Here is a 25,551-nt window from a genome sequence, read left to right as displayed (position 1 = left end):
CCCGCGACACCCCGGCGGGCCGGACGGCCCGCCGACACCGATGACACGACCCAGGAGCTTGCAGTGAGTGTACGAACGATCGCTTTCATCGGCCTCGGAGTCATGGGCGCCCCCATGGCGGCCAACCTCGTCCGTGCGGGGTTCGACGTGGTGGGATACAACCGCAGCGCCGGCAAGAGGGAGGCGCTGGTGGCCGCGGGCGGGCGCGCCGCGCCGTCGGTGGCCGATGCGGTGACGGGAGCCGACGCCGTCATCACGATGCTGCCCGACTCCCCGGACGTGGAGGCCGTGGTCCTGGGCGCCGACGGGGCCCTGGAGCACATGCGGTCCGGTGCGCTGCTCATCGACATGAGCACCATCCGCCCCGACGTGGCCCGTTCCGTGGCCGAAGCCGGCGGGGCCAGGGGGGTCCGGGTCCTGGACGCACCGGTCAGCGGGGGTGAGCAGGGGGCCGTCGAGGCGAAGCTCTCGATCATGGTCGGGGGCGAGCCGGAGGACTTCGCCCTGGCGGGTCCCGTGCTGGACGCGCTCGGCGCGACCGTGGTCCACGTGGGGGCGGCCGGGGCCGGCCAGACCGTCAAGGCCTCCAACCAGCTGATCGTCGCGGGGGTGATCGAACTCGTCTCCGAGGCGCTGGTCTTCCTCGACGCCCACGGGGTCGACCGGGAGGGAGCGGTACGCGTGCTCGCGGGCGGGCTGGCCGGGAGCACGGTCCTGGACCGCAAGGCCGCCTCGATGCTCGCGCGCGACTTCGCCCCCGGGTTCAGGGTCGACCTGCACCACAAGGACCTGGGGATCGTGACGGCCGCGGCCCGCGAAGCCGGGGTGGCCATCCCCCTCGGGGCGCTCACGGCGACCCTGATGGGTTCGCTGAGCGCCCAGGGCTACGGGTCCCTGGACCACTCGGCGCTGTTGTTGCAGGTGGAGCGGCTGTCCGGTCGGGAGGTGGAGGCCGCCGACTGATCGGGCCCGCCCTCTCGAGTGCATTGTCAGTCTTGAAATCTTGACTGACAATGTGCCTATACTGGCCGCCGCCGTCGCGGGGCGCCACCGGTGCGGAAAGCGGACCGGGGCCCGCGGCGGCCACGCCGACGAGAGGACCAGCCACATGGCACAGGGTGTGACGGAGAGCGGACCCGGGGCCGCGGCCAGCGCGCCGCGCACGTCCGACTGGCATCTGGGTGCGACACGGTGGACACAGCTCACGCTGACGGAGAACGACCCCGGGCGCTTCGACCCCGACTTCTGGATCGACGTCATGCGCGAGACCAGGTCCAACGCGGCCTGTATCAGCGCCGGAGGCTACGTCGCCTTCTACCCGACCGACATCCCGCACCACTACCGCAGCGCCCACCTCGGTGACACCGACCCCTTCGGCACCCTCGTCGACGGAGCGCGGAGCCTCGACATGCACGTCATGGCGCGGGTGGACCCCCACGCCGTCCACGCGGACGCCGCCCGCGCACACCCCGAATGGCTGGCCCGCACCGCCGACGGACGCCCGGTGGAACACTGGGGCTACCCCGACATCTGGCTGACCTGCCCGTTCGGCCCGTACAACCGCGAGTTCATCACCGAGGTCGCCCGGGAGATCGTCACCCGCTACGACGTGGACGCCGTCTTCGCCAACCGCTGGCAGGGCCACGGCATCTCCCACAGCGAGGCGGCGCTGCGCAGCTTCCGTGACGAGACCGGGTTCGACCTGCCGCGCCGCGAGGGGGACTCCTCCGACCCCGCCTGGCGGGCGTACGTGGTGTGGCGCCGACGCAAGCTGAGCGAACTCGTGAGCCTGTGGGACCGGGCCGTGCGCGACATCCGCCCGCACGCCCGGTTCATCCCCAACCTGGGCAGCATCGCCGCGCGCGACCTCGACCGCGACATGCTGGCCAGGCACTTCCCCTTCTTCCTCATCGACAAGCAGGGCCGCTCCGGGGTCGAGGCCCCGTGGTCGGCCGGCCGCAACGGCAAGCGGAGCCGGGCGGTGTTCCGGGACAGACCGGTCGGCCTCATCACCTCCATCGGCCCCGAGGACCACCAGCACCGCTGGAAGGACTCGGTGTCGCCGGGCGCCGAGACGACCATGTGGATCGTCGACGGCTTCGCCCAGGGCGCGTTCCCGTGGTTCACCAAGTTCAACGGCATGGTCCCCGACCGCCGGTGGGTGCGGCCCGTCGCCGACGCCTTCGCGCTCCACGAGCGCCTGGAGCCCGAACTCGCCGCCCGCACGGTCACGGCGGACGTGGCGCTCCTGGAGACGGGCTCGGAGCCCGCGGGGACCGGGACGCGCGCGCACGAGGACGGCTTCTACCACGCCCTGGTCGAGGCCCGCATCCCCTTCGAGATCGTCGCGGAGCAGAACCTGACCGTGGAGGAGCTCCACCGGTTCACGGTGCTCGTCCTGCCCGACGCGGAGCGGTTGAGCCAGGAGCAGTGCCGGACCGTCCAGGCCTTCGCCGAGTCCGGGGGGAGCGTCGTCGCCGCCCACAGGTCCTCCCTGGACGACGAGTACGGCACCCCCCGCGCCAACTTCGGACTCGCCGACGTGTTCGGCGCGGACCTGGCCATGCCGGTGCGCGGTCCCGTGAAGAACAACTACGTCGCCCTCGTCGGGGACCACCCCACCAACGCCGGTTTCGACGGCGCGCAGCGGATCATCGGGGGCACCGAGCTCATCGGCGTGACCGCCCGCCCCGGGACCGACGTGCCCTTCCGGTTCGTGCCCGACTACCCCGACCTGCCGATGGAGGAGGTGTATCCGCGGGAGGAGCTGGGCAGCCCCGCCCTCATCGCCCGGGACCTCCCCTCCGGGGGCCGCTCGGTCTACGTCCCCTTCAACCTCGGCGCGCTGTTCTGGGAGGCGCTCCAGCCCGACCACGGGACCCTCGTCGCGAACGCCGTCCGCTGGGCCCTCGGCGCACCCGAGCGGGTCCGGGTACGCGGGCGCGGCCTGGTCGACCTCGCGGTGTGGGAGAACCCCGAGTCGGTTGCGGTGGTCATCGTCAACCTCACCAACCCCATGGCACTCAAGGGGCCCATGCGCGAGATCCTTCCGCTCCCCGAGCAGGAGGTCTCGATCGCCCTGCCCGAGGGCGCGGTCGGCGCGCACGCCCGCCTTCTCGTCGCGGACGCCGACGTCCCGGTGCGGGTCCGCGAGGGCCGTGCCGAGGTCACCGTGGGCTCCGCGGACCTCCTGGAGACCGTCCGGTTCACGTGGATCCGGGGTGAGCAGGCGTGACAGGACACGACCTCTGGTGGCAGCGGCCGTTCCAGATGTTCCAGACGAACCTGAGGGAGATCGACGCCGGCCTGGACGTCGGGCGGGTCCTCGACTACCTGGAGGAGTTCGGCGCGCAGGCCTGGCTCCTCAGCGTCGGCGGCATCATCTCCAACCACCCCACCGACCTGGATTTCCAGACCCGCAACCCCGCCCTGGCCGCACGCCCCTCCGGCGACCTCGTGGGCGACGCGGTGGCGGCGGCGGGGGAGCGGGGGGTGCGGGTCCTGGCCCGCATGGACTTCTCCAAGGTCGACCACCGCCGCGCCGAGCGCCACCCGGAGTGGTGCTTCACCGGCGCCGACGGCACACAGCAGGTGTACAACGGCCTGACCAGCGTGTGCCCCAGCGGCGACTACTACCAGCACCGCCTCTTCGAGGTGGTCGACGAGGTACTGGACCGGTACGCCGTCGACGGGTTCTTCTTCAACTGGATGTCCTTCAACGAGGTCGACTACAGCGGGGTCCACCGGGGCACCTGCCACTGCCTGCCCTGCCGGCGCGCCTTCGCGGACTTCGCGCCCGGCACCGAGCTGCCCACCGGCCCCGGATCTCCCACCTACCCCGTGTGGAAGCGGTTCACGGCGACCGTGCTCGACGACCTGACCGCCCGCGTGCGCGCCCACGTCAGCGCGCGCCGGCCGGAGGCGCCGCTGATCCTCGGGGACCGGGCGGACATCGTCTTCCACGAGGCCAACAACGCCGTCGGCCGCACCCTGTGGCACCACCGGACCGCCGAACACGTCAGCGCCGCCCGGACGTACCGGCCGCGGGTCCCGGTGCTCACCAACGCCGTGGGTTTCGTCGACATGCCCTACCGCCTGGCCGGGGAGGAGCCCCACCACTTCGCCCAGTACCTGGTCCAGGCCGTCTCACGGGGCGCCAACCCCTCCACGTACATCATGGGCACCCCCGACGACGTCACCTACGAGTGCCTCGACGTGGCCGGGGAGGTGACCCGCTTCCACCGGGACCACGACGAGGTCTACCGCGACCTCGTGCCGGCCGCCCGCACCCTCCTCGTGCGGCCCGACCCGCTCAAACTCGCCCCCGAGCGGCTGGAGGAGGCCACGCACGAGTTCCGGGGGCTGTACACGGCGCTCCTCGAACGGCACATCCCGTTCGACGTCCTGCCGGAGCCCCGCCTCCCGGACGTCGACGCCCAGGGCCGCCTGGGCGACTACGGACTGGTCGTCCTCCCCGACCTGGGGGCGTTGGACGCCGAGGCGGTCGGGGCCCTGGAACGCTTCGTCTCCGGAGGGGGCGGTGTGCTCGCCACGGGCGAGAGCGGGTTCGAGGGGGACGCCTTCCAGCTGGAGGGCTCCCCGGTGCTGCGCCGGACGGCCGTCCGGGACACCGTCGAGTCCGTACGCTCGCTCCACCTGCGGCGCCCCGGGCGGGACGGCGCGCGACGCGGGGGCGACCTTCCCGTCCTGGGGGCCTTCCACGTGGTCGAGGCAGTGCCCGACGCGGAGACGGACCTGCCGGTGCTGTCCCGCGCTCCCTACGGACCTCCCGAGAAGTGCCACGGCCACCTGGCCCTCGACCTGCCCGGGTCGCTGTGGCGCGCCCACGGGCGGGGCCGGGTCGCCGTCCTGCCCTGGACGCCGGGCCGCGCGTACCACCAGGTGGGCCTGAGCGGGCACAGGGACGTGTTCGTCGAGACGGCCCTGCGCACGGCGAGCGGTCCCGTGCGGGTCGACACCGACCTCCCCGAGCAGGTCGAGGTGGTGCTGGGCGCCTCTGCGGCCGGGGGAGTGGTCCACCTGATCAACCACTCCGGCGAGGTGCCCCAGGGGTTCCGTGCGCCGCTGCCGGTGGAGGGGCGCCGCCTGAGGGTGCCGTGGTGGTCGGACCAGCCGTCGTTCGCCCTGCGCTCCGAGACCGGGCTGGCCGGGGACGGGGAGGTCGTGCTGCCCCGCATCGACCTCTTCGAGGTGCTGGTCAGGCCCTGACGCATCAACGGCCGGTAACATTGTAAAACAAGTATTCATGGATTATTGACAGACTAGATCCATGTCGGAAACATGTCCTGTGAGGCTGCACACTCACCGGGGTGACTTCCCCCGCAGCGAAGGGAATGTGATGAGACACTTCGATCGGCGCGCTTTTCTAGCGTTGACCGGCGTGGGCGCGATGGGGGCGTCCGCGCTCCTGTCCGGCTGCGGCGGCAGTAGATCCGGTTCCGCCCTCCGGTACGCCTGGTGGGGCAACACCGTCCGCCAGCAGACCTACACCCGGGCTCTGGAGGAGTTCCAGGAGGCGAACCCGGACATCACGATCGACCCGGAGTTCGCCGAGTACACCGCCTTCCAGGAGCGCATGACCACGCAGATGGCGGCCCGCAACGTCGCCGACATCTTCTGGGTCGCCTCTCCCCAGGTCATGACGTACGAGGCGAACGGACTGTACCGCAAGCTCGACGACATCCCCACCCTCGACCTCTCCGACTTCGCCGACGAGGACATCGCCTCGTTCTCCCTCGGCGGCGAGCTCGTGACCATGCCCCACGGCGTCTTCGTCCCCGTCGTCCGCCACAACGAGACCTTCCTGGAGGAGGAGGGCGGGGAGATGCCCGGGGAGGACTGGACGTGGGACGACCTCGCCGAGTTCCTCGTCGACTACAGCGCGGGCAACGCGGCGGGCCGCAAGGGCGCGAGCTACACCCCCGACCAGGACATGGGCTTCGAGGCCTGGCTGCGCCAGCGCGGCCAGGACCTCTGGACCGAGGACGGCACCGTCGGATTCGACGCCGAGGCGCTCGGCGACTGGTTCGAGTGGTGGCGCAAGCTCCTCGACGAGGGCGCCGTGCTGAGCCTGGGAGAGCAGGAGGGCATGCAGCCCGACTTCTCCACGATCGGTGACAGCGTCCTGCTCAACTTCGGCAGCTCCAACCACATCATCGACGAAGCCACGATGTTCCCCGAGTGGAAGTACCGGCTCCGGTCCGTGCCCGTCGGCGACGACGCGGCCGACGGCCACCGCTTCCTCTACTACCCCCGGCTGGCCGTCTACCAGGGCATCGACGACGACAAGGTCGAGGCGGCGGGCCGGCTCATCGACTTCAGCGTCAACAACGCGGACTTCCTGCGTACCGTCGGCCTCACCATGGGGGCGCCCCCCAACCCCCGCGTCCTCGCGGAGTCCTACGAGTTCGCCTCCGAGGACGAGACGGAGATGCTGACCGTGGTGGAGGCCGACCGGGCCGAGGAGCAGCGGCCCCGGTACGAGGCTCCGCCCGGGACGGGAACGTGGCGGGAGGCCCTGTCGCGCGCGTCGGAGAACGTCGCCCTGGGCAACGGCGCCGTCTCGGAGGTGGCGGAATCGCTCATCGCCGAGATCCAGGCCGGCATCGACCAGGGGGCGTAGGGCGTGGCCCCCTCAGTCAAGCGTCCCACCGCCGACCGGCGGCAGGGCCGCGCCGCCTACGTCTTCCTCACCCCGTGGCTGCTGGGCCTGTGCCTGGTCACGGCCATCCCGCTCGCAGCCTCGCTCTACCTGGCGTTCACCGACTACAACATCCTCAGCACACCGAACTTCACCGGGTTCGACAACTTCGAACGCATGCTCGGCGACGAGCGGTTCTGGGCGTCGTCCTCCGTCACCGCCCGGTACGTGCTCGTCTCCGTCCCGCTCCAGCTGATGTTCGCGCTCCTCCTCGCGGTCCTGCTGGACCGCGGGGTGCGGGGGCTGTCCTTCTACCGCGGCGCCTTCTACCTCCCCTCGCTCCTGGGCGCGAGCGTCGCGATCGCCGTCCTCTGGCGGGAGGTGTTCGGACACCACGGCCTGATCAACGACGCCCTGGCGCTGATCGGGATCGAGGGGCAGAGCTGGCTCCAGAACCCGTCCACGGCACTCTCCACCCTCATCGTGCTCAACGTGTGGACCTTCGGATCGCCGATGGTCATCTTCCTCGCCGGCCTGCGGCAGATCCCCGAGGAGTACTACGAGGCGGCCCGCGTGGACGGGGCCTCACGTGTCAGGCAGTTCTGGCACATCACCGTCCCGATCCTCACCCCGATCATCTTCTTCAACCTCATCCTGCAGACCATCGGGGCCTTCCAGACCTTCACCCAGGCCCACGTGATCAGCGGCGGCACCGGCGGCCCGGTCGACTCCACCCTCTTCTACACGCTCTACGTGTACCAACAGGGGTTCAAGGCCTTCGACATGGGCTACGCCTCCGCGCTGGCCTGGGTCCTGCTGCTGGTCATCGGCGCCGTGACAGCGGTCCACTTCTTCCTGTCCAAGTACTGGGTCTTCTACGGAGACGACTGATGATCGACGCCGCACCGGTCGTGGGCGCACGCGGCCCCCGCAGACGCCGCCGCACACGGAGCGCGATGCTCAAGCACGGCGCCCTGCTGCTCTTCCTGATCGTGATGATCTACCCGCTGGTCTGGATGGTCGTCAGTGCCTTCAAGCCCGCGCACCTCATCCTGACCGAACCGGGGCTCATCCCCACCGAGGTCACCTTCGAGAACTTCCGGGAGGGCTGGCACGCCCTCAACCGGCCCTTCTCGATGTTCTTCCTCAACTCCCTCGTCGTCACCGTGGGATCGATCCTCGGCAACCTCTTCTCCTGCTCACTGGCCGCCTACGCGCTCGCCAGGCTGGAGTTCAGGTCCCGCCGCGTCTTCTTCGGGATCACGCTCGTGTCGGTCATGCTGCCGATGCACGTGCTGATCATCCCGCAGTACATCTTCTTCGCCCAGCTGGGATGGGTGGACACCTACCTGCCGCTGCTGATCCCCAAGCTGCTCGCCACCGACGCGTTCTTCATCTTCCTGATGGTGCAGTTCATCAGGGGCATCCCGCGCGACCTCGACCGTGCGGCGGCGATCGACGGAGCGGGCCCCTTCCGGGTCTTCTGGCACGTGATCCTCCCGCTCATGCGCCCCGCCCTGGTGACCACGACCATCTTCACGTTCATCTGGACGTGGAACGACTTCTTCACGCCGCTCATCTACCTGACGTCGACGGACATGTACACCGTGCCGGTCGCGCTCAGCGCGATGGTGAGCTCGGAGAGCCAGCAGGGGATCGGGATGCTGTTCGCGATGTCCCTGGTCTCCCTGCTGCCGGTCATCCTGTTCTTCGTCTTCGCGCAGCGGTACCTGATCCGCGGCATGGTCACCAGCGGCCTCAAGTGAGGCGGGTCGGAAACCGGTCCCGGCGTGTCCGCGCCGGTTCCGACCCGTCCTGGGCCCGTGCCGGCCCGGACTACTCGCCCGCGGCCGTCTCCTGTGCGCTGGTCTCCAGCCCCGTCAGGAGGCGGTCGCGCGCGTGGTCGAGGTGCTCCGACAGGCGCAGGCGCGCCGTGTCGGGGTCCCGGGCCTCGATGCCAGCGAGGATGGTGGCGTGCTCGTGGGCCACGGTGGTGCCCTGAGCAGCCCGGTGCGCCTGGAACCGGCCCATCGTCAGGTGCACCTCACCCATGATCAGCTCGTGCATCCGGCTCAGCCGCTCGCTGCCGGCGCCGGACACCAGCGCGGTGTGGAAGGCGATGTCGGCGCCGACCTGCCGCTCGAAGTCGCCGTCCCGGGCCGCGGCCTCGATGAGCACCTGCGCCTCGGCGGCCTCGGCGGGCACCAGCCCTTCGGCCGCCAGCACGGTGACCGCCGCGCTCTCGACCGTGCCCCGGCTGAAGAAGAGATCGTGGATCTCGTCCGCGTGGAAGTCGGGGACGACCGCCGTCTTGTGGGCGGAACGGCGGAGCAGGCCGAGCACGGTGAGCCGTTCGAGGCACGCCTTGGCGGTCGGGCGCGCGACGTCGTACTCCGTGGCGATGCGGTGTTCGGTGAGCTTCTCACCGGCCGCGATCTCTCCGTTGACGATGCGGCGGCGCAGTGACTGGTAGAGCTCGTCGGTCAGGGACGAGGGTGCGAGGGTGAAGTTGGCCTGTCGATTCACGTACTCATGGTGCCACAGGCGAGTCTCTGACACATACATCTGTTAGACCAGTACACCGGTAGAACAGCTGGTCGCGAGCCCTGAATCCAGGCCTGTGACCCCCCGCACACTTCCCCCGTCCCTGTCCGTCCGACGGCGGCCCTGCGGTGCCCGCTGCTCACGGGAGGAAGATCTGCAGGTCCGTGGGGCGGAGGCCGTAGCGGGTCTTGAACCAGCCGTTGCGCCTCCCCGCGGTCACTGTCGGCTTGCCTTCGTCGAAGGCCTCCTTCAGGGCCTGGCCGAACAGGATGTAGGTCGGGCTGAACCCCTCGCAGGCCCCGTAGTCCGCGCCGATGGTCCACAGGTGGTAACGGGTGCCGTCGACCAGGCTCACCAGCGCCCCGACCAGCCGCCCTTCGATACGCAGCTCGGTGACGCGGGCGCAGGACCCCAGCGAGGCGAGGAACCCCTGGAACACGCCGGGAAGGTAGTAGTCCGCGTTGTCGTGCTTGGACCCCGCGGTGCCGCGGGCCAGCGAGACGAATCCGTCCAGGTCGGCGTCCTCCACCGCGAGCACCCGGATCTCGACGCCGGCCTCCTCCGCTCTGCGCACGGCTCGGCGGAGCTCCCTGCGGGGCTTGCCCTCCAATGCCATGAGATAGGACTCGAAGCCGTCCAGGCCGGAGATGTCCATGCTCCAGCTCTGGTCGAGGTACGTGCCCGTCAAGCCGGTGGAACCGAGCAGCTCCGCTTCGTCGCTGTCCGCACCCACGTTGGCGACACCGTGCAACGCGGCCCCCCACTCCTCCGCGAGGTCGCGCATCGCCCCCAGGGCGAGGTGCGCGGCGTCGGCGCTCAGAGCCGGGACGACCGTCTCGTAGCAGTGCCACACGTGGCTCAGGAGTATGGGGCGGTCCAGGACCTCGGGCCGGTTGGCCGCCAGCGCGCCCATCGGATCCACCCCCTGCTGGAGGTAGACCGGCAGCACCGCGTGTGCCGCTCCCGTCCCGTCGCGGACGAGGATGTGGGCGCTGCGCTCGACGGAGTGCAGCGGGAAGGCGTCGAACGCGCGCAGGAACACGGGGGAGTAGAACACCGGGGCGCCGGTCGCCCGGACCAGCTGTTGCCACGCACCGGTGTCCAACCGGTCGATGTCGGAGTCGATCGTCACGTGCAGGGGCATGTCGCTGTTCTCCTCGGCGCACTATGCCCAGTCCAACAGCACTTTGCCCGCTTGCCCGCCGGCCGCGGTGGCGAAGGCCTCGTCGTACTGGTCATAGCGGAACTTGTGGGTGATGACGAAGGAGGGGTCGAGCCCGTTGGCGACCAGGGCGGCGACGCTGCGCCAGGTCTCGGGGATGCGGCGACCGCTCACTCCCTGGATGTTGAGCATCCGGGTGGAGATGTCGGCCCAGTCCACGGGGGTGTCCCGGGACGGCAGGCCCAACGCCACGATCCGCCCGCCGGGGCTGACGGCGTCGAGCATGGTCTGGAGCGCTTCGGGCGCGCCCGACATCTCCAGGCCGATGTCGAAGCCCAGCGGTGTGTCCCCCACCGTGCGCAGTTCGTCGGGACCCGACTGGGGCGCGGCCGCGGGAGTCACGTCGATGTGCTCGGCCAACCCGAGACGGAAGGAGCTGATATCGGTGATGACCACCGATCTCGCGCCCATGCGCGCACAGATCTGGGCGGCCATCAGCCCGATGGGCCCCGCACCGGTGATCAGGACGGACAGGCCGCTGATGGGGTGGGTCGTGGCCGCGTGCACGGCGTTGCCCAGGGGGTCGAAGATCGAGGCGACCTCCAACGGCACGCCCTTCCCGTGCACCCACACGTTGGCGGCGGGGACCGCGACGTACTGGGCGAAGACCCCGTCGGTGTGCACGCCGAGATTGGTGTTCCTCAGGCACAGGTGGCGGGCCCCGGCCCTGCACTGCTGGCAGCGCCCGCAGGTCAGGTGGCCCTCGACTCCGACGAACTGGCCCTCGCGCAGCTCGGTGACACCGATGCCGACCTCGACGATCTGCCCGACGCACTCATGGCCGGGGATCAGCGGTGTGCGAACCGACCTCCGGGCCCAGTCGTCCCAGGCGGCGATGTGCAGGTCCGTTCCGCAGAGCCCGGTCAGGAGGACGCGGATGAGCACGTCGTCGTCCCCGGGGCGCGGAACCGGCGTCTCGATCAGCTGGAGGCCGGCCACCGGTCCGGGCTTGAACAGGGCGGACATGGTCTCGGGAATCTCGTTGTTCATGCCCGGGCCAGCGGTGCGAGCGGGACCGCGATGCGCTGGTCGTTCATGTCCACGAGCCACTGGTCGATGTCGAGCAGCCACCAGGACCGGATCTCGACGAAATAGAACCTCCGGGCGCCGTCCCCCTCGAATTCGGTGAGGGGGAGCCGCCAGTTCCGGCGGGTCTCCTCGTCGGGGAAGTTGCGGTGATAGTAGAACTCTGCGACCTCTTCGAGGTCATCTCCAGTCACCGGAGAAGCCATTCCGGTGAACTGCGCCCCGTCCAATCCGAAACCGGGGAGACCGGTCATGAAGATCGACCCGGAGACCATCGGGCGGGCGTGGATGTTCTGTGAGTGCCGCGCCTTGCGGAGGGAGTACCAGAGAAGGCGCAGGGGTTCGCGAAGCGGTACGTAGTTGACGGTCGACGCCCAGGCGCCCTCGGGGTCCTGGGTCGCGAGCGTCATGAATCGGGCGTTCTCGATGAGAGAATTGCTTCTCTCGAGAAGTTTCTGTGAATTCGACATCTTTCTCTCCGTCAGGTCCGGTCGGTATGCCCAAGGGCAAGGGGGGCAAACGAGATTCCTCCCATGTTTTCCAGACATCGCCGCAAGGAGTTCGCTCTTTTATCATGAGGAGACATACTCCTCATTCGTTGCAAGGGGACAAGGATTTATCCTGGGTAACGAAAATGAATATCAGAAGCGCCGTCCGGTTCTGGTGCCTGTCGTACAGTCGCTGTTGAGACAGGGAATTCCGCTTCCCGCCGCCACCGTGGACCGGCGGGTTCTGAAGGAGACCGCCATGGCCCAGTTCGACGCCTTCGGCACCATCTACGACGACTTCGCCCAGACGCCTTTCCGTCGCTATCTCGAACTTCCCAGCATCGCCGGCGCCGTGGGGGAGGCGGCCGGGCTGTCCGTCCTCGACCTGGGCTGCGGGACCGGCCTCCACAGTCGGACGCTGGCGAGGTCGGGAGCGGCGCGCGTGGTCGGGACCGACGTCTCACCGGGCATGCTGGAGCACGCCCGCGGCGCGGAACGCGACCGCCCCCTGGGCATCAGCTATGTCCAGGCCCCCCTCGCCGACGAGTTCGCCGGGCTCTTCGACCTCGTGCTGTCGGTCTACGTCATGCCCTACGCCACAGACCGCGGCGCGCTCGACGCCCTGTGCGCCCAGGCGTTCACCGCCTTGAAGCCGGGCGGTCGGCTCATCGCGCTCCCCGCCAACCCGGACCTCAGTACCAGACCCGGCTACTACAGCCCCTACGGATTCGGGTTGACGTTCCAGGACCCACTCGCCGATGCCTCACGGATCGTTCTGCACATGGGCTCCGAGGAGATCGCCGCCCGGTTCTGGACCAGGCACACCCTCGACCGGGCGCTGTCCGACGCCGGGTTCGACGCCGTCCGGTCCGTCCCCCACCGTGTGGCCCCCGCAGGGGAGCAGGCGTTGGGGGTCGAGTTCTGGCGCCCCTACCTGGACCGGCCGCACGCGGTCATCCTGGAGGCCGGACGTCCCGAAGCCTTGTCACGACAGGGGTGAGGGCCTGCGCCCGGAGCCCCGGGCCCGACCGCGGCACCGGCGGGCGGACCGCGTCACGGCGGTGGACGGCGCGCGAGCCGGTCACCCACCCGGTGGTCCTCGACGACGCCGCCCCGGGCCTTTCGCGGACACGGCCGCACCTCCTCCGGGTTCGCCGGACGCGGTTCTAGGGTGAGGCGGGTGAGCGTTCTCGAGGGGTGGCTCTTCGGCGTGCCCGACTGGATCGTGTACCTCGTCGCCTTCCTCCTGCCCTGCGCCGAGGCCGCGGTTTTCGCGGGGTTCGTCGTCCCCGGGGAGACCGGGCTCCTGATCGCCGGCGTTCTCGCGGGTCTGGGCCACGTCGACCCCGTCGCGGTGGCGGTGTGCGGGGTCGCCGGAGCACTGGTCGGGGACTCGATCGGTTTCGGGGTGGGGCGACGCCTGGGGCCGCGATTGAGGAGCAGTCGGCTCGGACGCCTGGTCGGACCCGCGCGCTGGGAGCGCGCCGAGGGGTTCATCGTCCGCTACGGAGGCGGCTCGGTGTTCCTGGGCCGGTGGGTCGGCTTCGGCCGCGCCCTGATCCCAGCCCTGGTCGGGGCCACCGGCATGGGCTACCGGCGGTTCCTGGTGTGGAACGCCCTGGGCGGGACGACGTGGGCGGTCGTCGTCACCGCGGTCGGGTACTTCGCAGGAGGCTCCTGGCGCCGCGTGGAGCGCGTCTTCGGCCCGGCGGTGTTCCTCGTGGTCGTCGCGGTCATCGCCCTGGCCGTGCTGGTCGTCGCCGCACGCTGGGTCGCACGCCACCCCCGACGGGTGCGCGACTGGGCGCGGCGGCAGGCTTCGCGCCCCGGCGTCAGGGCCGCACTGGCGCGGTACGACCGCCAGGCGCGGTGGCTGAGTCGAAGGTTCGAGCCGCACACGGTGCTGGGTCTGCAGCTGACCACCGGGCTGGCCCTCATCGTGGCGGGCGGGTGGCTCTTCGGCGCGGTGCTCCAGGACGTGATCGTCGGGGAGGAGGCCGTTCGCGGAGATCTGCCGATCCTGCGCTGGTTGGCCGGGCACCGGGACGACACCCTCACCGCGGTCGTCGTACCGGTGCACCGTCTCGCCGGGGCGTGGGGCGCCCTGGCCCTGGCCGTCACCGGTGCCCTTCTGGTGCGGGGGCGTGCCCGGAACCTGGTCCTGACCGTGTCCGCCTGGGGCGGCGCGGTGGGGAGCGCGCTGTCGGTGTCGGTCCTGGTCGGGCGTTCAGGGCCCCCGGCGGCCTACGCTCTGGCAGCGGTTCCGGGGACCGGTTCGTTCCCCGCGCCGGGCATCGCGGCCACCACCGCCGTCGCCGGGGTCCTGGCCTTCCTCGCGAGCGGGCGGGCGCGCAGCTGGGCCCGAGCGGTGGCCTACTGGACCGCGGCCGTACTCTGGGTCGGCGCCGCCGGTGCCGTGGCGGCCTATCTCGGTGCGGTGTGGGTCACCGACGTTCTGGGGGGTTGGACCCTCGGCGCGCTGCTGTCCGCCATCCTGTTGACCTCGGCCGCCCCCTGGGCGCGCCCGTCCGCTCCGGACACGGCCCCTCCGCGCACACCGCCGAGCACGTGAACGAGGCGTGGCCGCCTCCGACGGAGCCGCCCCGTCGACCGCGGCGCCCGACCGCGCCACGGGTATCGGGGGCGGCATCCGGTGAGGCGGCTACCCGGCCGCGCCACCGGACTCCCTCGCGGCGGACCAGCGTGCGAACACCTCGTCGTAGCGGGAAGTGTGCCTCTCACGCGGCTCCACCGTGCGAAAGGTGAGGCCGAGCCGATCGCGCGCCTCGTCGAGGTCCCGCACCTCGCCGATTCCCACCAGTGCCAGGGCGGCCGCGCCGAGCAGGGTCACGTCGGGATCGCTCGCGACGTGCACGGCCCGTCCGAGGGTGTCCGCGCGGAGCTGCGCCACATGGGTCGAACGGGCCGACCCTCCGGCGAACAGCAGCGGCAGTCCACGGTCCGGGTCCAGCAGATCGGCCCCCTCCCGCACGGTGAAGCCGGCACCCTCCTGCGCGGCCCGGAGAATCTCCGCCGGCCCGTGGTCCGATCCCAGCCCCAGGACGGCGCCCCGCGCCTCGGGCCGCCAACGGGGGAACCTCTCACCGGAGAGGGAGGGGAAGATGAGCAGCCCGTGGCTGCCAGCCGGCACGGCCGCGAGCCTGTCGTCGTCGACCGCCCCCGCCAACGCCCGCCAACGGGCCACCGCGCCGCCGGTCATCCCGGTGGCGCCCCCCGCGGTCCACATCTCGGGCGCCATCGCCGGATTCACCACGGCACCGGACCGGGCACGGGCGGGATCGTCGATCAGGCGGGCCAGCACGTCGGTCGTCCCGGCCACGTCCGCGATTCCCGAGGGGTTGTCGCCGAGGAGCAGACCGATGCCGACCGAGCCGTCGGGGCCGCCCGAGACCACGGGGGTGCCCTCCGGCAGGCCGGTGCACCGTGCCCCGTCGCCGTGGATCTCCCCGACGACCGCTGTCGGTTCCACCTGCGGGGCGAACCAGCTCCCGGGCAGCCCGAGGAACCGCAGCGCGTCGTCCTGCCACGACCGGGTGCGCACATCGGAGACCAGCGTGTAGGCCGCGTCCACCGTGTCCGAGGACACGCGACCCGTCAGCTGGGCCACGAGGAGGTCCTTGGGGCTCAGCACCGCGTGCACACGCTCCCGCAGACCGAGCCCGCCCAGTGCCAGGGCGAGCGCGGCAGCCCCGCCCGAGAGGGCGGGACGTCCGGCCGAGGCCAGCAGCGCCGCCCGTTGCGCGTCCGGGATCCGTCGCAGCAGGTCCAGGCCGCGGGTGTCGGACCACCCGCCCCCCGGCAGCACCGGATCGAGGCGTGCGTCCACGGCGACGCTGCCGATGTGCGCCGAGACGCACAGCGCGCGCGGGCGGGAGTCCGCGGCGAGCTCGCGCAGTGACGCGCCGACCCCGGCGAGGAGCTCCGCGGCGTCGAAGAGGTCACCGACGCCCGCGGTGCGCGGGACCCGTGCGGATCGCAGCAGCCTGCCGGAGAGGCCGAACAGCCCGGAGCGCACCGCGGAGGTGCCGACGTCGACGGCGACGACGGCGGGCTCGGACGTGCTCATTCGGCGTCGATCCGGAGCAGGAGCGGGAACTCCGGGAGGGTCCAGCTGTTGGTGTACTCCACGGCGCGCTCGGTGTCGGAGTAGGTGATGCGGACCGAGTGCAGCACCGCCCCGCCGACCGGCGCCGAGAGCAGCTCCGCCTCCGCCGGCCCCAGCAGGGCCGCCGTCATCGTCTGGTCCGCCCAGCGGAGCTTCAGGCCGTGCTTCTCCGTGAGCGTCCGGTAGAGGGAACCCTCCACCAGCGGATCCCGCGCCAGCCCGGGGGCGACGGCGTACGGCAGCCACGCGTCCTGCACAGCCGCCGGGACCCCGCCGACGAGGCGCAGGCGTTTGAGCCGGTTGACGGCGTCGTCGACCTCCAGGCCCAGCCCCTCGGCGACGTCCCTCGGCGCCTTCTCCTCGGTGGCCGAGAGGATCCTGCTGGTGACGGCCTCGTCGGAGCCGGCGAGCTCCTCGGCGAACGACCGCAGCCGGTTGAGCCGCCGTCCGCGGCGCGGGTTCTCGCGCACGAACGTGCCGCTACCGCGTTTGCGGGTGACCAGGTCATCGGTGAGGAGCAGATCGAGGGCCTGGCGCACGGTCATACGGCTCACCTGGTACCGGCGGGCGAGCTCGGGCTCGCTCTCCAGCTTGGATCCCGCCTTCAGCGCTCCGGAGGCGATCTGGGAGGAGAGGTCGTCGTAGATCACCCGGTAGAGGACACTCCGCGACATCAGATGACGTCCTCTGCGCGGAGCTCTCGGATCTGTTCGGCGCTCAACCCCAGGATGGTCCCGTACACGTGGTCGTTGTCCTCACCCGCCCGCGGGGGCGCCTTGCGCACCGTGGGCGGCGACTTCTCCATGTGAATGGGATTGTTCGGCATGCGGATCGTCCCCAGGGATGGATGCTCGGCTTCGACAATCATGTCACGCGCTGCCAATTGCGGTGAGGCGGCGACCTCGCGGACGCTGGCGACGTTGGCGTAGGGAACCCCGACGCTGTCGAGCCGGCGGGCGACCTCCTCACGGGGAAGGTCCCCCGTCCACTGCTGGATCGCGGACTCCAGGGCGGCCTGGTCGGCCATCCTGCCCTCCACGGTGGCGTACCGCGGGTCGGCGGACAGGTCCTCGCGGCCCATCACCGAGCAGAGCTTCGGGAACAGCGAGGCCGTCCCGGCCTGGATGTAGATCGGGCCGTCGGCGGCGTCGTACACGTTCACCGGGGCGGTGAGCAGGTCGCGCGACCCCGAACGGGGCATGTCCAGCCCGAGCATGAGCTCCGCGATCAGGCGGGTCCCCAGTGCGGAGAACATCGTGTCGTAGCTGGCGATGTCGACCAGTTGGCCCTCCCCTGTCCGCTCCCGGTGCGTCAGCGCCGCCATGGCCCCGATCGCCCCCTGGTACCCGGTGGTGTAGTCGGCGATGTAGGTCCCGCTCAGGGTGGGCTTGCCGTCGGGTTCACCCGTCATGCTCATCAGGCCCGACGAGGCCTGGGAGATGGCGTCGAACAGGGCCCGGCGCGAATCGGGCCCGGTCTGCCCGAAGCCGGAGATCGAGACGAGGATGACGGACTCGTTGAGCTCCTTCATCCGCTCGTACCCCAGCCCCATCTTCTCCAGGGTGCCGGGCCGGAAGTTCTCGACCACGACGTCGGCCCAGCGCACCAGGTCCTCCAGGATCGCCCTGGCGCGCGGGTGACGGGTGTCCAGGGTCGCCGCCTGCTTGTTGCGGTGGTAGAGGAACATGTAGATGCTCTCGCCCTGCCAGTACGGCCCGTGGTGACGGGAGTCCTCGCCGCTGGGGCGTTCGACCTTCACCACCTCGGCGCCGAAATCCCCGAGGATCTGGGCGCACAGCGGGCCCGCGATGAAGCGTGAGAGGTCGAGGACCTTCACGCCGTCGAGGGGTCCCGGGGTGTTCGTCTCGCTGTCCTTCTGCTCCATGTCGGATCCTCGCCCTCAGTCCTCGTACGGGGTGAACGCCTCGTAGGTCCAGGCGTTCGCCTCGCGGTCCAGCACCACGTCGACGACGAGGGGCGCACCGGAGGAGAACCCCTCGCGAACCGCGCGCACCAGCGACTCCTGGTCGGTCACCCGGACCGCCTCCAGCCCCATGCCGCGGGCCACCTGGGCGAAGTCCACGTCCTGGAAGTCCACACCGACCGTACGCCCGTTGAAGTGCAGGACCTGCTCCTGGCGGATGTTGCCGTAGCTGGAGTCGTTGAGCACCACGACGACGACGGGGCCGCCGACGCGGGCGAGGGTCTCCAGCTCCCCGAGGCTCATGCCGAGGGATCCGTCACCGATCAGGGCCAGCACGGGGCGCTCCGGGGCGTCGGCGATCGAGGCGATCGCGGCGGGGAGGGCGAACCCCATGTTCCCGAACCCGACCGGTTTGATGTAGCGGTAGGGGACCGGCATCTCCCACAGGAACGACCACACCCCGGGGTTGCCGGCGTCGGGGATCAGCACGGCGTCCTCGGGTGTGACGCCCCGCAGCCGGCGCACGACGACGGCCGGCGAGACGGTGCCCGGGTTCTCCGGCCCGACCGCGGCGCTGAGCTCCCACCACTGCTGCTCGGCCTTCTGCAGTCCCCCGATCCAGTCGGCGCGGGAGGCGCGTGCCCGCTCGGCCTGCGCCGCGGTGGCCGCGGTGAGGTCCCGGGCGAAGGAGGCGAGGTCCCCGACGACGCCGGTGGTCACCTCCGCGTAGTACCGGCCGATCATGGCCGGGTCGATGTCGACCTGGACCACCTCGGGGAGGCGGCGGCGCCAGCGCGTGGTGGAGACCGCGTTGAGGCTGTTGCCCAGGGCCAGCACGAGGTCTGCCTCGCCGATCACCCGGGTGGTCAGGTTGGTCCCCATGCGGCTCAGCGCACCGAAGACGAGCGGGTGGGTGGTCGGGACCGCGCCCATGCCGTTGAACGTGGTGATGACGGGGATGTTCAGCGCGTCGGCCAGTGCGAGGACGTCCTCCGAGGCCCGGCCGCGGTTGCCGCCGTTGCCGAGCCAGATGACCGGTTTCTCGGCCGCGAGCACGCGGGCGGCGACCGCCTCGATCTGGCTCTCGGGCGCTACGGGGCGGGCGCCCACCCAGGAACGCGCCGGATGCACGGCGGGCACCGCCGGCGGGTTCTCCACCGGCTGCTCGATGGTGTCGCGGGCGAAGTCCAGGTGCACGGGCCCCGGGTTGCCCGTCATGGCGTTGATGTAGGCCTCTTCCATGGCCTGCTTGATCGAGGTGGGGTGCGCGACCAGCCGTCCGTACTTGACGTAGTTGCGGAAGATGTCGACGTGGTCGGCGTTCTGCGCGTCGTCCTTGTGGATGTTCTCGCCGTTGTTGTTGCAGGTGATGATGATCGCGGGGCTCGAGTCGCGGAAGGCTCCGCCGACTCCGGTGAGCAGGTTCGTGGCCCCGGGCCCGGTGGTGGAGATCGCCACGGCCGGACGGCCGGTGAGTCTTCCGTAGGCGTCGGCCATGACCGCTGCCGCGTTCTCGTGGCGCGTGTGAACGAATTCGATGGAGTCGGTGTCGATGATCGCGTCGGAGATGGCGAGCGTCTGCCCGCCGACCACGCCGAAGACGTGGGTGACTCCGAGCGATTCCAGCATCCTGACCACCAGTGCTCCGCCGGTCGTCTCTGTCATGTCCATCCCTTTCCTGTGGTGGCTACCCGGAGCGGCGTACTCGCCCACCCCGCGGTGCTGAGCTTTCCGTCTGCCCGACGCACCCATATCTCGAACTCGGCCCTCTCCCCGTCGACCGCTGTGACGACACCGCCCGCCTCGATCGGCTCGTGCACGTCCACGGTGTCGAGGAACTTGACGCGCATCCAGCCGCCGGTGAGGAAGGCGGCGCCCGCGGCCCGGGTCAGCAGCTCCGCGAGCACGCCGAACTGCTGCTGTCCCTGCACGATCGGCACCGGCATCCCCGCGTCGCGGGCGAGGCCGAGGTCGTTGTGGATGTTGCGCACGTACTCGCCGACCCGGGAGAACACCGCGGCCTGCTCCGTGGTGATGGTCTTGGCAAGGGGGGCCAGGACCTGGCCCGGCCGCGGTGCCGCCGGGTCGAAGGAGGGGGCGTCGTCCGGGACCTCGCCGGTGACGCGACGGGAGCCCGCTCCGGGGGTGGAGGAGCCGCGGCCCGCGACGTCACCGGGTCTGGTGCGCAGGATCTCGACTCCGCGGTGGCGCAGTACGCTGCGCCCGTCCTGGCCGGTGGCGGTGGCCTCCATGACGACGTAGCCCTGCCCGCGTCGCTCGTAGGCCTCCGTGTAGGTGCCTTCCAGGGTGACGGACTCGTCGAGGAACGCCGGGGAGTCGAACCACAGCTGCTCCTCGGTGTGGAGCCCGACCACCCTGCTGGCCGCGTAGACCGTGGTGAACAGCTGGACGAGGTCGTTCCCCAGCAGGGCGGCGTGGCCGATGCGCCTTCCCCCGAAGGGGCTGGACTCCAGGTGCCACCGGTGGTGGTCGTCCTGGGTGAAGGCGAACCGTTTGATCTTGTGGTCGTCGACCCGCACGGTCACCGGGCCCAGCCTCTCCGGGATCTCGAGGTTCTCGAAGATCGGCTCCTTCAGGCCCGCCTCGGGGTCCTCCCCGGTCGCCGCCGCGCGGGGATCGGTGAGGTCGCGCCGGGCGTCGTCGGGCCTCATCGGGCGTCCTCCCCGATCTCGTTGATGTCCGACCGGTTGGTCTCCGGCGCGAGGTAGGCGCAGACCAGGCCGATCCCCAGGGAGGCCACGGTCAGCAGCGCGATGGGCCACGGGTCGCCGTCGGTGGCCGCGAACAGGGCGGTGGCCAGGAACGGCCAGAAGCCGACCAGGATGGAGGGGATCTGGGCCGCCAGGGAGACCCCCGTGTAGCGGACCTTGGTGCCGAACAGTTCGGAGAAGAACGCGGGCTCCACCCCGTACACCGCGCCGACGCCGATGGCGTAGGCGAGGGTGTAGACGACGTACATGAGCACGATGTCGTCGGCGGCGAGGATCCAGAAGAAGGGGAAGACGACGGCGGCGCCGAACACGGAACCGAAGATGAAGACCGTGCGCCGACCGACCCTGTCGCTGATCCTGCCGAAGAAGTAGTAGGTGTAGACGGCGAATCCGGCGGCGATCGACGAAGCGATCAACACGTGCGTGCGCGGGATGTCGGTGTAGTTCTCCACGAAGGTCAGGCCGATGGTCAACACGATGTAGCCGAACACCGCCTCACCGAAGCGCATGCCCATCGCGAGCAGCAGCGGCTTCTTGAAGCGTCGGAAGATCTCGACCAGCGGCATCTTCTCCTTGACCTGGGCGGCTTCCTGCCGCGCCTCCAACTGCGACTGCGCTGCCCGGAAGGTGGGGGTCTCGGTGAGCTTGAAGCGGATGAACAGGCCGACGGCGATCAGCACGGCGCTGAGCAGGAAGGGAATCCTCCAGCCCCAGGAGAAGAGCTGGTCGTCGGGGAGCAGGGAGACGACGGCGAAGATGCCGGTGGAGAACACGAGCCCCACGGCGTTGCCGATCTGCGGGAAACTGCCGTAGGCGCCGCGTTTGTTCGCCGGGGCGTACTCGACGGCCACCAGTGAGGCTCCGCCCCACTCGCCGCCGACGGCGAAGCCCTGGATGAGCCTCATCAGCACCAGCAGTGCCGCCGCCCACAGGCCGATCTGCTCGGCTGTCGGCAGGAGGCCGATGAGGAAGGTGGAGGCGCCCATCATCATCAGGGTGGTGATGAGCGCGACCTTGCGGCCGAACTTGTCCCCGAAGTGTCCGAAGACGACGGCGCCGAGCGGGCGGGCGACGAATCCGACGCCGAACACGGCGAACGCCGAGAGGGTGCCGAGGATGGGGTCGTCCGGGTTCGGGAAGAACAGGGGTCCGAAGACCAGGGCCGAGGCCGTGCCGAAGATGAAGTAGTCGTACCACTCGACGGCGGTGCCTACGAGGCTGGCGACGGCTGCCCGTCTGGCGAGCTTGGCCCGCTCCTCGGGTGTGTGCGGGGCTGATGATGCGTCGGTGTTGGTCATGGTTGATTCCTCTGGCGTCTGGGGGATGCCGGAAGGTGCCGGTCAGATCAGCTGGACGGGGCGGGCCGTCGCGTCGTCGATCTCGGCCGAGGCCCATCCGACGGCGGTCTTCGTGCCCTGGCCGTTCTCGACCCATACTTCGAGTTCGAGGCGGCCGTCCGTCTCGCCGAGAACCGCACCGGTGGTGGTGAGGACGTCACCGACGTAGGCGGGCGAGACGAAGCGCAGGTCCAGTTCGCCGCTGGTGAACCAGCTCGCTCCGAAGACGTCCACGAGGTTGGTGACGACGTGCCCGGTCTGCTGCTGTGCCTGCACGATGGTGCGGTCGAGGCCGGTCTCGGCGGCCTTGGCCGGGCTGGTGTGCACGTTGGCGTAGCCCTTGCCGGCCCAGGAGAACAGGGACATCTGGTCCTGGGTGAAGGCGATGGTGCGTGCGGGGATCCCCGCACGCGGGGGAGCGCCGTGGCCGGCGACGGTGATGGCGGGGACGCCCGTGTCGACGACCGCCTCGACCGAGCGCCGGCGGGAGGACTCCGCGGAGCGGCCCTTGCCGACGATGTCGCCGGCGACGGTGCGCATGATCTCCTTGCCCACGTGCTCGACGAGCACCCGGCCGTCGGCGCCGCGTGCGACGGCCTCGAGGGTGACATAGCCCTGACCCCGGGCCTCGTACTTCTCGGTGTAGCCGCCGTCGACGGTCACGGTCTCGCCCACCGCGACGGGTGAGCGGAAGCGCAGTGTCTCGTGGGTGTGCAACCCCTGGGCGGTGTTGCCGTCGTAGCCCTGGTAGAAGAGGAACAGCAGGTCGTTGGCGAGGACCAGGGGGTGTCCGATCGGCCCGCCGAACGGGGACTCGCGGAAGTACCAGTCGCCGAAGTCGTGCTGGGCGTAGGCGTAGTCCAGGATTTTCTGCCGGTCGACGTCGAGGGTGACCGGGCCGAAGGGTTCCGGGATCTCGACCAGTTCGTAACGGGCTTCCTTCAGGGATGCCATAGGTCCTCCGTCCGAGTGAAGCAGGACTTGATGAACACGATGTGTCTAGACAACTAGATGGGAGGTTACGTCGGCCACTCGTGGAGTGTCAAGGGTCACAGTGGCGTGCTTTTTGCCTTGTCAGACGGGTGGCGCCAGTGCCGCGCCGCGAAAACCCGTGCCGTGCCGGGCGTGGGGGAGCCTCCCCGCACCGTGCGGGAGGGAGGACACGCCGGTGCGGGGGCGGTGTCCGGGCGAGCCGAGCGAACGCGTTTCCCGGGCGGCTGGAGGAGTCCGGCGGGCACGGCGAAGGCCCGGGGCCGCGGAGTGCGGTCCCGGGCCGGATGGCGCGGTCGGGGCGGACGTGCTCGGGTCAGGGGCGCTCGGCGGTGGAGGAGTGAGCGCCGGCGCCCGCGAGGCCCCGCCCCGGGCGGTCAGGTACTCGTCGAGCCGGAGGTCAGCAACACGATCGGGCTCGTCCGCACCCTTCCGGACACTGTGCGGGGCCTCGACGTCGGGGCCGGCTCGACCGGCGCCATCCCGGCGGCCCCGCGTCCCGGATCCCCGCCCCGGGCCGCCCCCGCGGACCGACCCACGGGCCAGGGCGTCTGATCACCTCACGACGCGTCGCACGAGCTCGGGCACCCACTCGACGTACTCGACCTCCGCGCCGCCGGGGTGACGGGCGTAGAGGAAGCGCCCGGTGGGGCTGGTCGCCTCCGGGGTGGTGACGACGGCGCCCGCGTCCGCCAGTGCGGCGGCCAGCTCGTCCAGGTCGCTGACGATCACGGTGGCGGAGGCGCCCGCGTACGGGGCGCGTTCCTCGGCAGGCCCCGCGATGACGAGGAAGTCGCCGATCGCGGCCAGTTCGACGGACCCGAACGAGAACCGCAGGTCCGGCTCGGCGCCCACCAGGTCGCGCAGCAGGGGCAGTGCGAGGTCGAGGTCGTCCGCCCACAGTCGGGCGTAGGTCTTCAGGATCGCCATGGAGTCCTCCACTGGTCGGCGGAACGCCGAAGCGCTCTCTTGTGGTTACCTGGGAACCATAGGAGAGTGATATCCGATGTGGAAGAACGCACTTTTCAGTGACGGAGGAACCTACCGGTGACCGAACAGTTCACGGGCTCCCCCGAGGACGCCGACCTGATGCGCGCGGACTCCCTGGCGCGGGAGATCTTCTCCGGTATCGCCAACAAGTGGGCGCTCCTGATCATCAACGTCCTCGGCGAGCGCACCCTGCGCTTCAGCGAGCTGCGGACCGGGATCGAGGGCATCAGCCACAAGATGCTCACCCAGAACCTGCGCATGCTGGAGCGGGACGGACTGGTCGAGCGGACCGTCCACCCCACCGTGCCGCCGCGCGTCGACTACGTCCTCACCGAGCCGGGCCAGGCCCTCCGCGCGACGGTCAACGGCATGTGCGGCTGGACCCGCCGGTACCTCGGCCATATCGAGGCCTCCCGCCGTCGCTTCGGCGCCTGACGGGCTCCCCTCCGGGGTGAGGGGTCGGACGGCCCGGTCCCGGGCGACCTCGGGGGGAGGCCGCTCGGCGTCATCCCCGGGACCGCCCCACCCCGGTCGGAACCCGCGTGTGGGGCGGGACGGGGGCGGGCCGTACACTGCGGGGCCGGGGCGGCCGCCCCCGAGTCGCACAGGGAAGGCGCACCGCGGCAGAGCTCCCCGAGCAGCGGGCGGGGTACAGGCCGACACCGCGAGAAGACCCCGATGAGCTGTGTGCACGGGCCCCGCGTAACCGTGGAGGCCACGCCGGGACCGCCCCGCGGTGTGAGGGACGTGCCCCCTCCACCTCAGACCTCGGCGAGGCTGACCCGCTTGATGTAGGCGTCGCGTGACGGGAGCAGGTGGGCTCGGCACGTGCGCGCCAGGAGATCGCGGTCCCCCTCGCGCAGCGCGTCCAGCATCAGCCTGTGCTCCCGGCGGCTGAGGCGCAGCGACTCCGGTGAGGTGACGGTGACCGAGCGGATGGCGTGGGCGACCCTGGCATACCGGTTGATCGCCTCCACCAGTGCCTCGTTGTTCGACAGCGCGAACAACCTGCGGTGGAACTCCATGTTCGCGGCCACCACGGCCCGCAGGTCGTTGGCCTCGACCGCGGCGTCGTGGCGGCGCTGGGCCCCGGCCAGGTCCTCCAGTCGCGCGGGGTCGACGGGAAACACGATGAGCTCGGCGGCCGACACCTCCAGCAGGTCGCGCAGGACGTAGAGGTCCCCGACCTCCTTGGCCGTGAACGAGCGGACGAAGGCGCCGGCGTTGGGCCTGCGCTCGACCACGCCCCGTGACTCCAGGACCTGGAGCGCCTGCCGCACAGCGTGCCGCTTGGCGCCGAACCGGGCCATCAGCTCGTCCTCGACGAGGCGCTCGCGAGGGAAGCGGACGCCGATGACGATCTCCTCCTCCAGGAGGTCCGCCAGTCGCGTCCCGGTCATGCGGGAAGCGGTGGTGGCTTCGGCCGTCTCGGGCATCTGTGTGCTCCTCTCCCGGCCCCGTAGGCCTTCGCGCTGTTCAGGGTCCCACGGTACTTGCGCTGGGCACACCTC

General features: G+C 70.8%; 22 protein-coding genes. 9 read left to right on the top strand and 13 right to left on the bottom strand.

Translation table 11 applies throughout. The features are described 5' to 3' along the window. From Q8791_RS29680 to Q8791_RS29655, 6 genes are all read left to right on the top strand, one after another. Positions 1 to 963, top strand: a 963-nt coding sequence (locus Q8791_RS29680; protein WP_330095160.1) for a 2-hydroxy-3-oxopropionate reductase, incomplete at its 5' end; no start/stop codon positions are given. A gap of 145 nt (positions 964 to 1,108) precedes the next feature. After that, positions 1,109 to 3,235, top strand: coding sequence for an alpha-amylase family protein (locus Q8791_RS29675; protein WP_330095159.1), 2,127 nt, complete (start codon positions 1,109 to 1,111; stop codon positions 3,233 to 3,235). After that, positions 3,232 to 5,229 (top strand): alpha-amylase family protein, encoded by a 1,998-nt coding sequence (locus Q8791_RS29670; RefSeq protein WP_330095158.1) that lies wholly within the window; start codon positions 3,232 to 3,234, stop codon positions 5,227 to 5,229. The genes Q8791_RS29675 and Q8791_RS29670 overlap by 4 nt, the downstream gene beginning before the upstream one ends. 130 nt (positions 5,230 to 5,359) lie before the next feature. Continuing rightward, a complete protein-coding gene (locus Q8791_RS29665) occupies positions 5,360 to 6,643 on the top strand; it encodes an ABC transporter substrate-binding protein (RefSeq protein WP_330095157.1) in 1,284 nt (427 codons plus the stop codon). A 3-nt stretch (positions 6,644 to 6,646) separates the two neighbouring features. Then, positions 6,647 to 7,552 carry a carbohydrate ABC transporter permease gene (locus Q8791_RS29660; protein ID WP_330095156.1) on the top strand — a complete coding sequence of 302 codons (906 nt, stop codon included), beginning with the start codon at positions 6,647 to 6,649 and terminating at the stop codon, positions 7,550 to 7,552. Then, complete coding sequence (locus Q8791_RS29655) at positions 7,552 to 8,427, top strand: carbohydrate ABC transporter permease (RefSeq protein WP_330095155.1); 876 nt, start codon at positions 7,552 to 7,554, stop codon at positions 8,425 to 8,427. The genes Q8791_RS29660 and Q8791_RS29655 overlap by 1 nt, the downstream gene beginning before the upstream one ends. A 70-nt stretch (positions 8,428 to 8,497) precedes the next feature. On the opposite strand, the gene Q8791_RS29650 is transcribed toward Q8791_RS29655, so the two are convergent. The 4 genes from Q8791_RS29650 to Q8791_RS29635 all read right to left on the bottom strand — a co-directional run bounded on the left by Q8791_RS29650 (position 8,498) and on the right by Q8791_RS29635 (position 11,923). Next, positions 8,498 to 9,187, bottom strand: a complete 690-nt coding sequence (locus Q8791_RS29650) for a GntR family transcriptional regulator (RefSeq protein WP_330095154.1) — start codon at positions 9,185 to 9,187, stop codon at positions 8,498 to 8,500. A gap of 157 nt (positions 9,188 to 9,344) precedes the next feature. Next, entirely contained in the window at positions 9,345 to 10,349 is a 1,005-nt protein-coding gene (locus Q8791_RS29645) for a GNAT family N-acetyltransferase (RefSeq protein ID WP_330095153.1), read from the bottom strand. Positions 10,350 to 10,370: 21 nt separating this feature from the next. Continuing rightward, entirely contained in the window at positions 10,371 to 11,417 is a 1,047-nt protein-coding gene (gene tdh, locus Q8791_RS29640; protein WP_330095152.1) for an L-threonine 3-dehydrogenase, read from the bottom strand. After that, positions 11,414 to 11,923: a pyridoxamine 5'-phosphate oxidase family protein gene (locus Q8791_RS29635; RefSeq protein WP_330095151.1), complete on the bottom strand. Its 510-nt coding sequence runs from the start codon at positions 11,921 to 11,923 to the stop codon at positions 11,414 to 11,416. Before Q8791_RS29635 ends, tdh begins: the two co-directional genes overlap by 4 nt. Positions 11,924 to 12,200: 277 nt before the next feature. Between Q8791_RS29635 and Q8791_RS29630 the strand changes: the two genes are divergently transcribed. Continuing rightward, positions 12,201 to 12,941 (top strand): class I SAM-dependent methyltransferase, encoded by a 741-nt coding sequence (locus Q8791_RS29630; RefSeq protein WP_330095150.1) that lies wholly within the window; start codon positions 12,201 to 12,203, stop codon positions 12,939 to 12,941. Between the two features lie 180 nt (positions 12,942 to 13,121). Continuing rightward, complete coding sequence (locus Q8791_RS29625) at positions 13,122 to 14,513, top strand: VTT domain-containing protein (protein ID WP_330095149.1); 1,392 nt, start codon at positions 13,122 to 13,124, stop codon at positions 14,511 to 14,513. Between the two features lie 90 nt (positions 14,514 to 14,603). On the opposite strand, the gene Q8791_RS29620 is transcribed toward Q8791_RS29625, so the two are convergent. From Q8791_RS29620 to Q8791_RS29585, 8 genes are all read right to left on the bottom strand, one after another. Next, a complete protein-coding gene (locus Q8791_RS29620; protein ID WP_330095148.1) occupies positions 14,604 to 16,028 on the bottom strand; it encodes a xylulokinase in 1,425 nt (474 codons plus the stop codon). Beyond that, entirely contained in the window at positions 16,025 to 16,741 is a 717-nt protein-coding gene (locus tag Q8791_RS29615) for a GntR family transcriptional regulator (protein WP_330095147.1), read from the bottom strand. The genes Q8791_RS29620 and Q8791_RS29615 overlap by 4 nt, the downstream gene beginning before the upstream one ends. After that, positions 16,741 to 17,952, bottom strand: a complete 1,212-nt coding sequence (locus tag Q8791_RS29610; protein WP_330095146.1) for a CaiB/BaiF CoA transferase family protein — start codon at positions 17,950 to 17,952, stop codon at positions 16,741 to 16,743. The genes Q8791_RS29615 and Q8791_RS29610 overlap by 1 nt, the downstream gene beginning before the upstream one ends. Before the next feature lie 15 nt (positions 17,953 to 17,967). Beyond that, positions 17,968 to 19,656, bottom strand: a complete 1,689-nt coding sequence (locus tag Q8791_RS29605) for a thiamine pyrophosphate-binding protein (RefSeq protein WP_330095145.1) — start codon at positions 19,654 to 19,656, stop codon at positions 17,968 to 17,970. Continuing rightward, positions 19,653 to 20,663, bottom strand: coding sequence for a hypothetical protein (locus tag Q8791_RS29600; protein WP_330095144.1), 1,011 nt, complete (start codon positions 20,661 to 20,663; stop codon positions 19,653 to 19,655). Before Q8791_RS29600 ends, Q8791_RS29605 begins: the two co-directional genes overlap by 4 nt. Further along, on the bottom strand, positions 20,660 to 22,021 hold the full coding sequence (locus tag Q8791_RS29595; protein WP_330095143.1) for an MFS transporter: 1,362 nt from the start codon (positions 22,019 to 22,021) through the stop codon (positions 20,660 to 20,662). Before Q8791_RS29595 ends, Q8791_RS29600 begins: the two co-directional genes overlap by 4 nt. A 42-nt stretch (positions 22,022 to 22,063) precedes the next feature. Then, positions 22,064 to 23,014, bottom strand: coding sequence for a MaoC family dehydratase (locus tag Q8791_RS29590; protein WP_330095142.1), 951 nt, complete (start codon positions 23,012 to 23,014; stop codon positions 22,064 to 22,066). A 591-nt stretch (positions 23,015 to 23,605) separates the two neighbouring features. After that, positions 23,606 to 23,980 carry a hypothetical protein gene (locus Q8791_RS29585; RefSeq protein WP_330095141.1) on the bottom strand — a complete coding sequence of 125 codons (375 nt, stop codon included), beginning with the start codon at positions 23,978 to 23,980 and terminating at the stop codon, positions 23,606 to 23,608. 159 nt (positions 23,981 to 24,139) lie between these two features. On the opposite strand from Q8791_RS29585, the gene Q8791_RS29580 reads away from it, so the two are divergent. Then, on the top strand, positions 24,140 to 24,475 hold the full coding sequence (locus Q8791_RS29580) for a winged helix-turn-helix transcriptional regulator (RefSeq protein WP_330095161.1): 336 nt from the start codon (positions 24,140 to 24,142) through the stop codon (positions 24,473 to 24,475). A gap of 326 nt (positions 24,476 to 24,801) precedes the next feature. On the opposite strand, the gene Q8791_RS29575 is transcribed toward Q8791_RS29580, so the two are convergent. Further along, positions 24,802 to 25,476 carry a GntR family transcriptional regulator gene (locus Q8791_RS29575; protein WP_330095140.1) on the bottom strand — a complete coding sequence of 225 codons (675 nt, stop codon included), beginning with the start codon at positions 25,474 to 25,476 and terminating at the stop codon, positions 24,802 to 24,804. Positions 25,477 to 25,551 lie beyond the last annotated feature (75 nt).

It is taken from the genome of Nocardiopsis codii, assembly GCF_036327455.1.
Lineage (GTDB): Bacteria > Actinomycetota > Actinomycetes > Streptosporangiales > Streptosporangiaceae > Nocardiopsis > Nocardiopsis codii.
The sequence above is the reverse complement of the archived record's forward strand: the minus strand, read 5'-3'. Positions and strand labels throughout refer to the sequence as shown.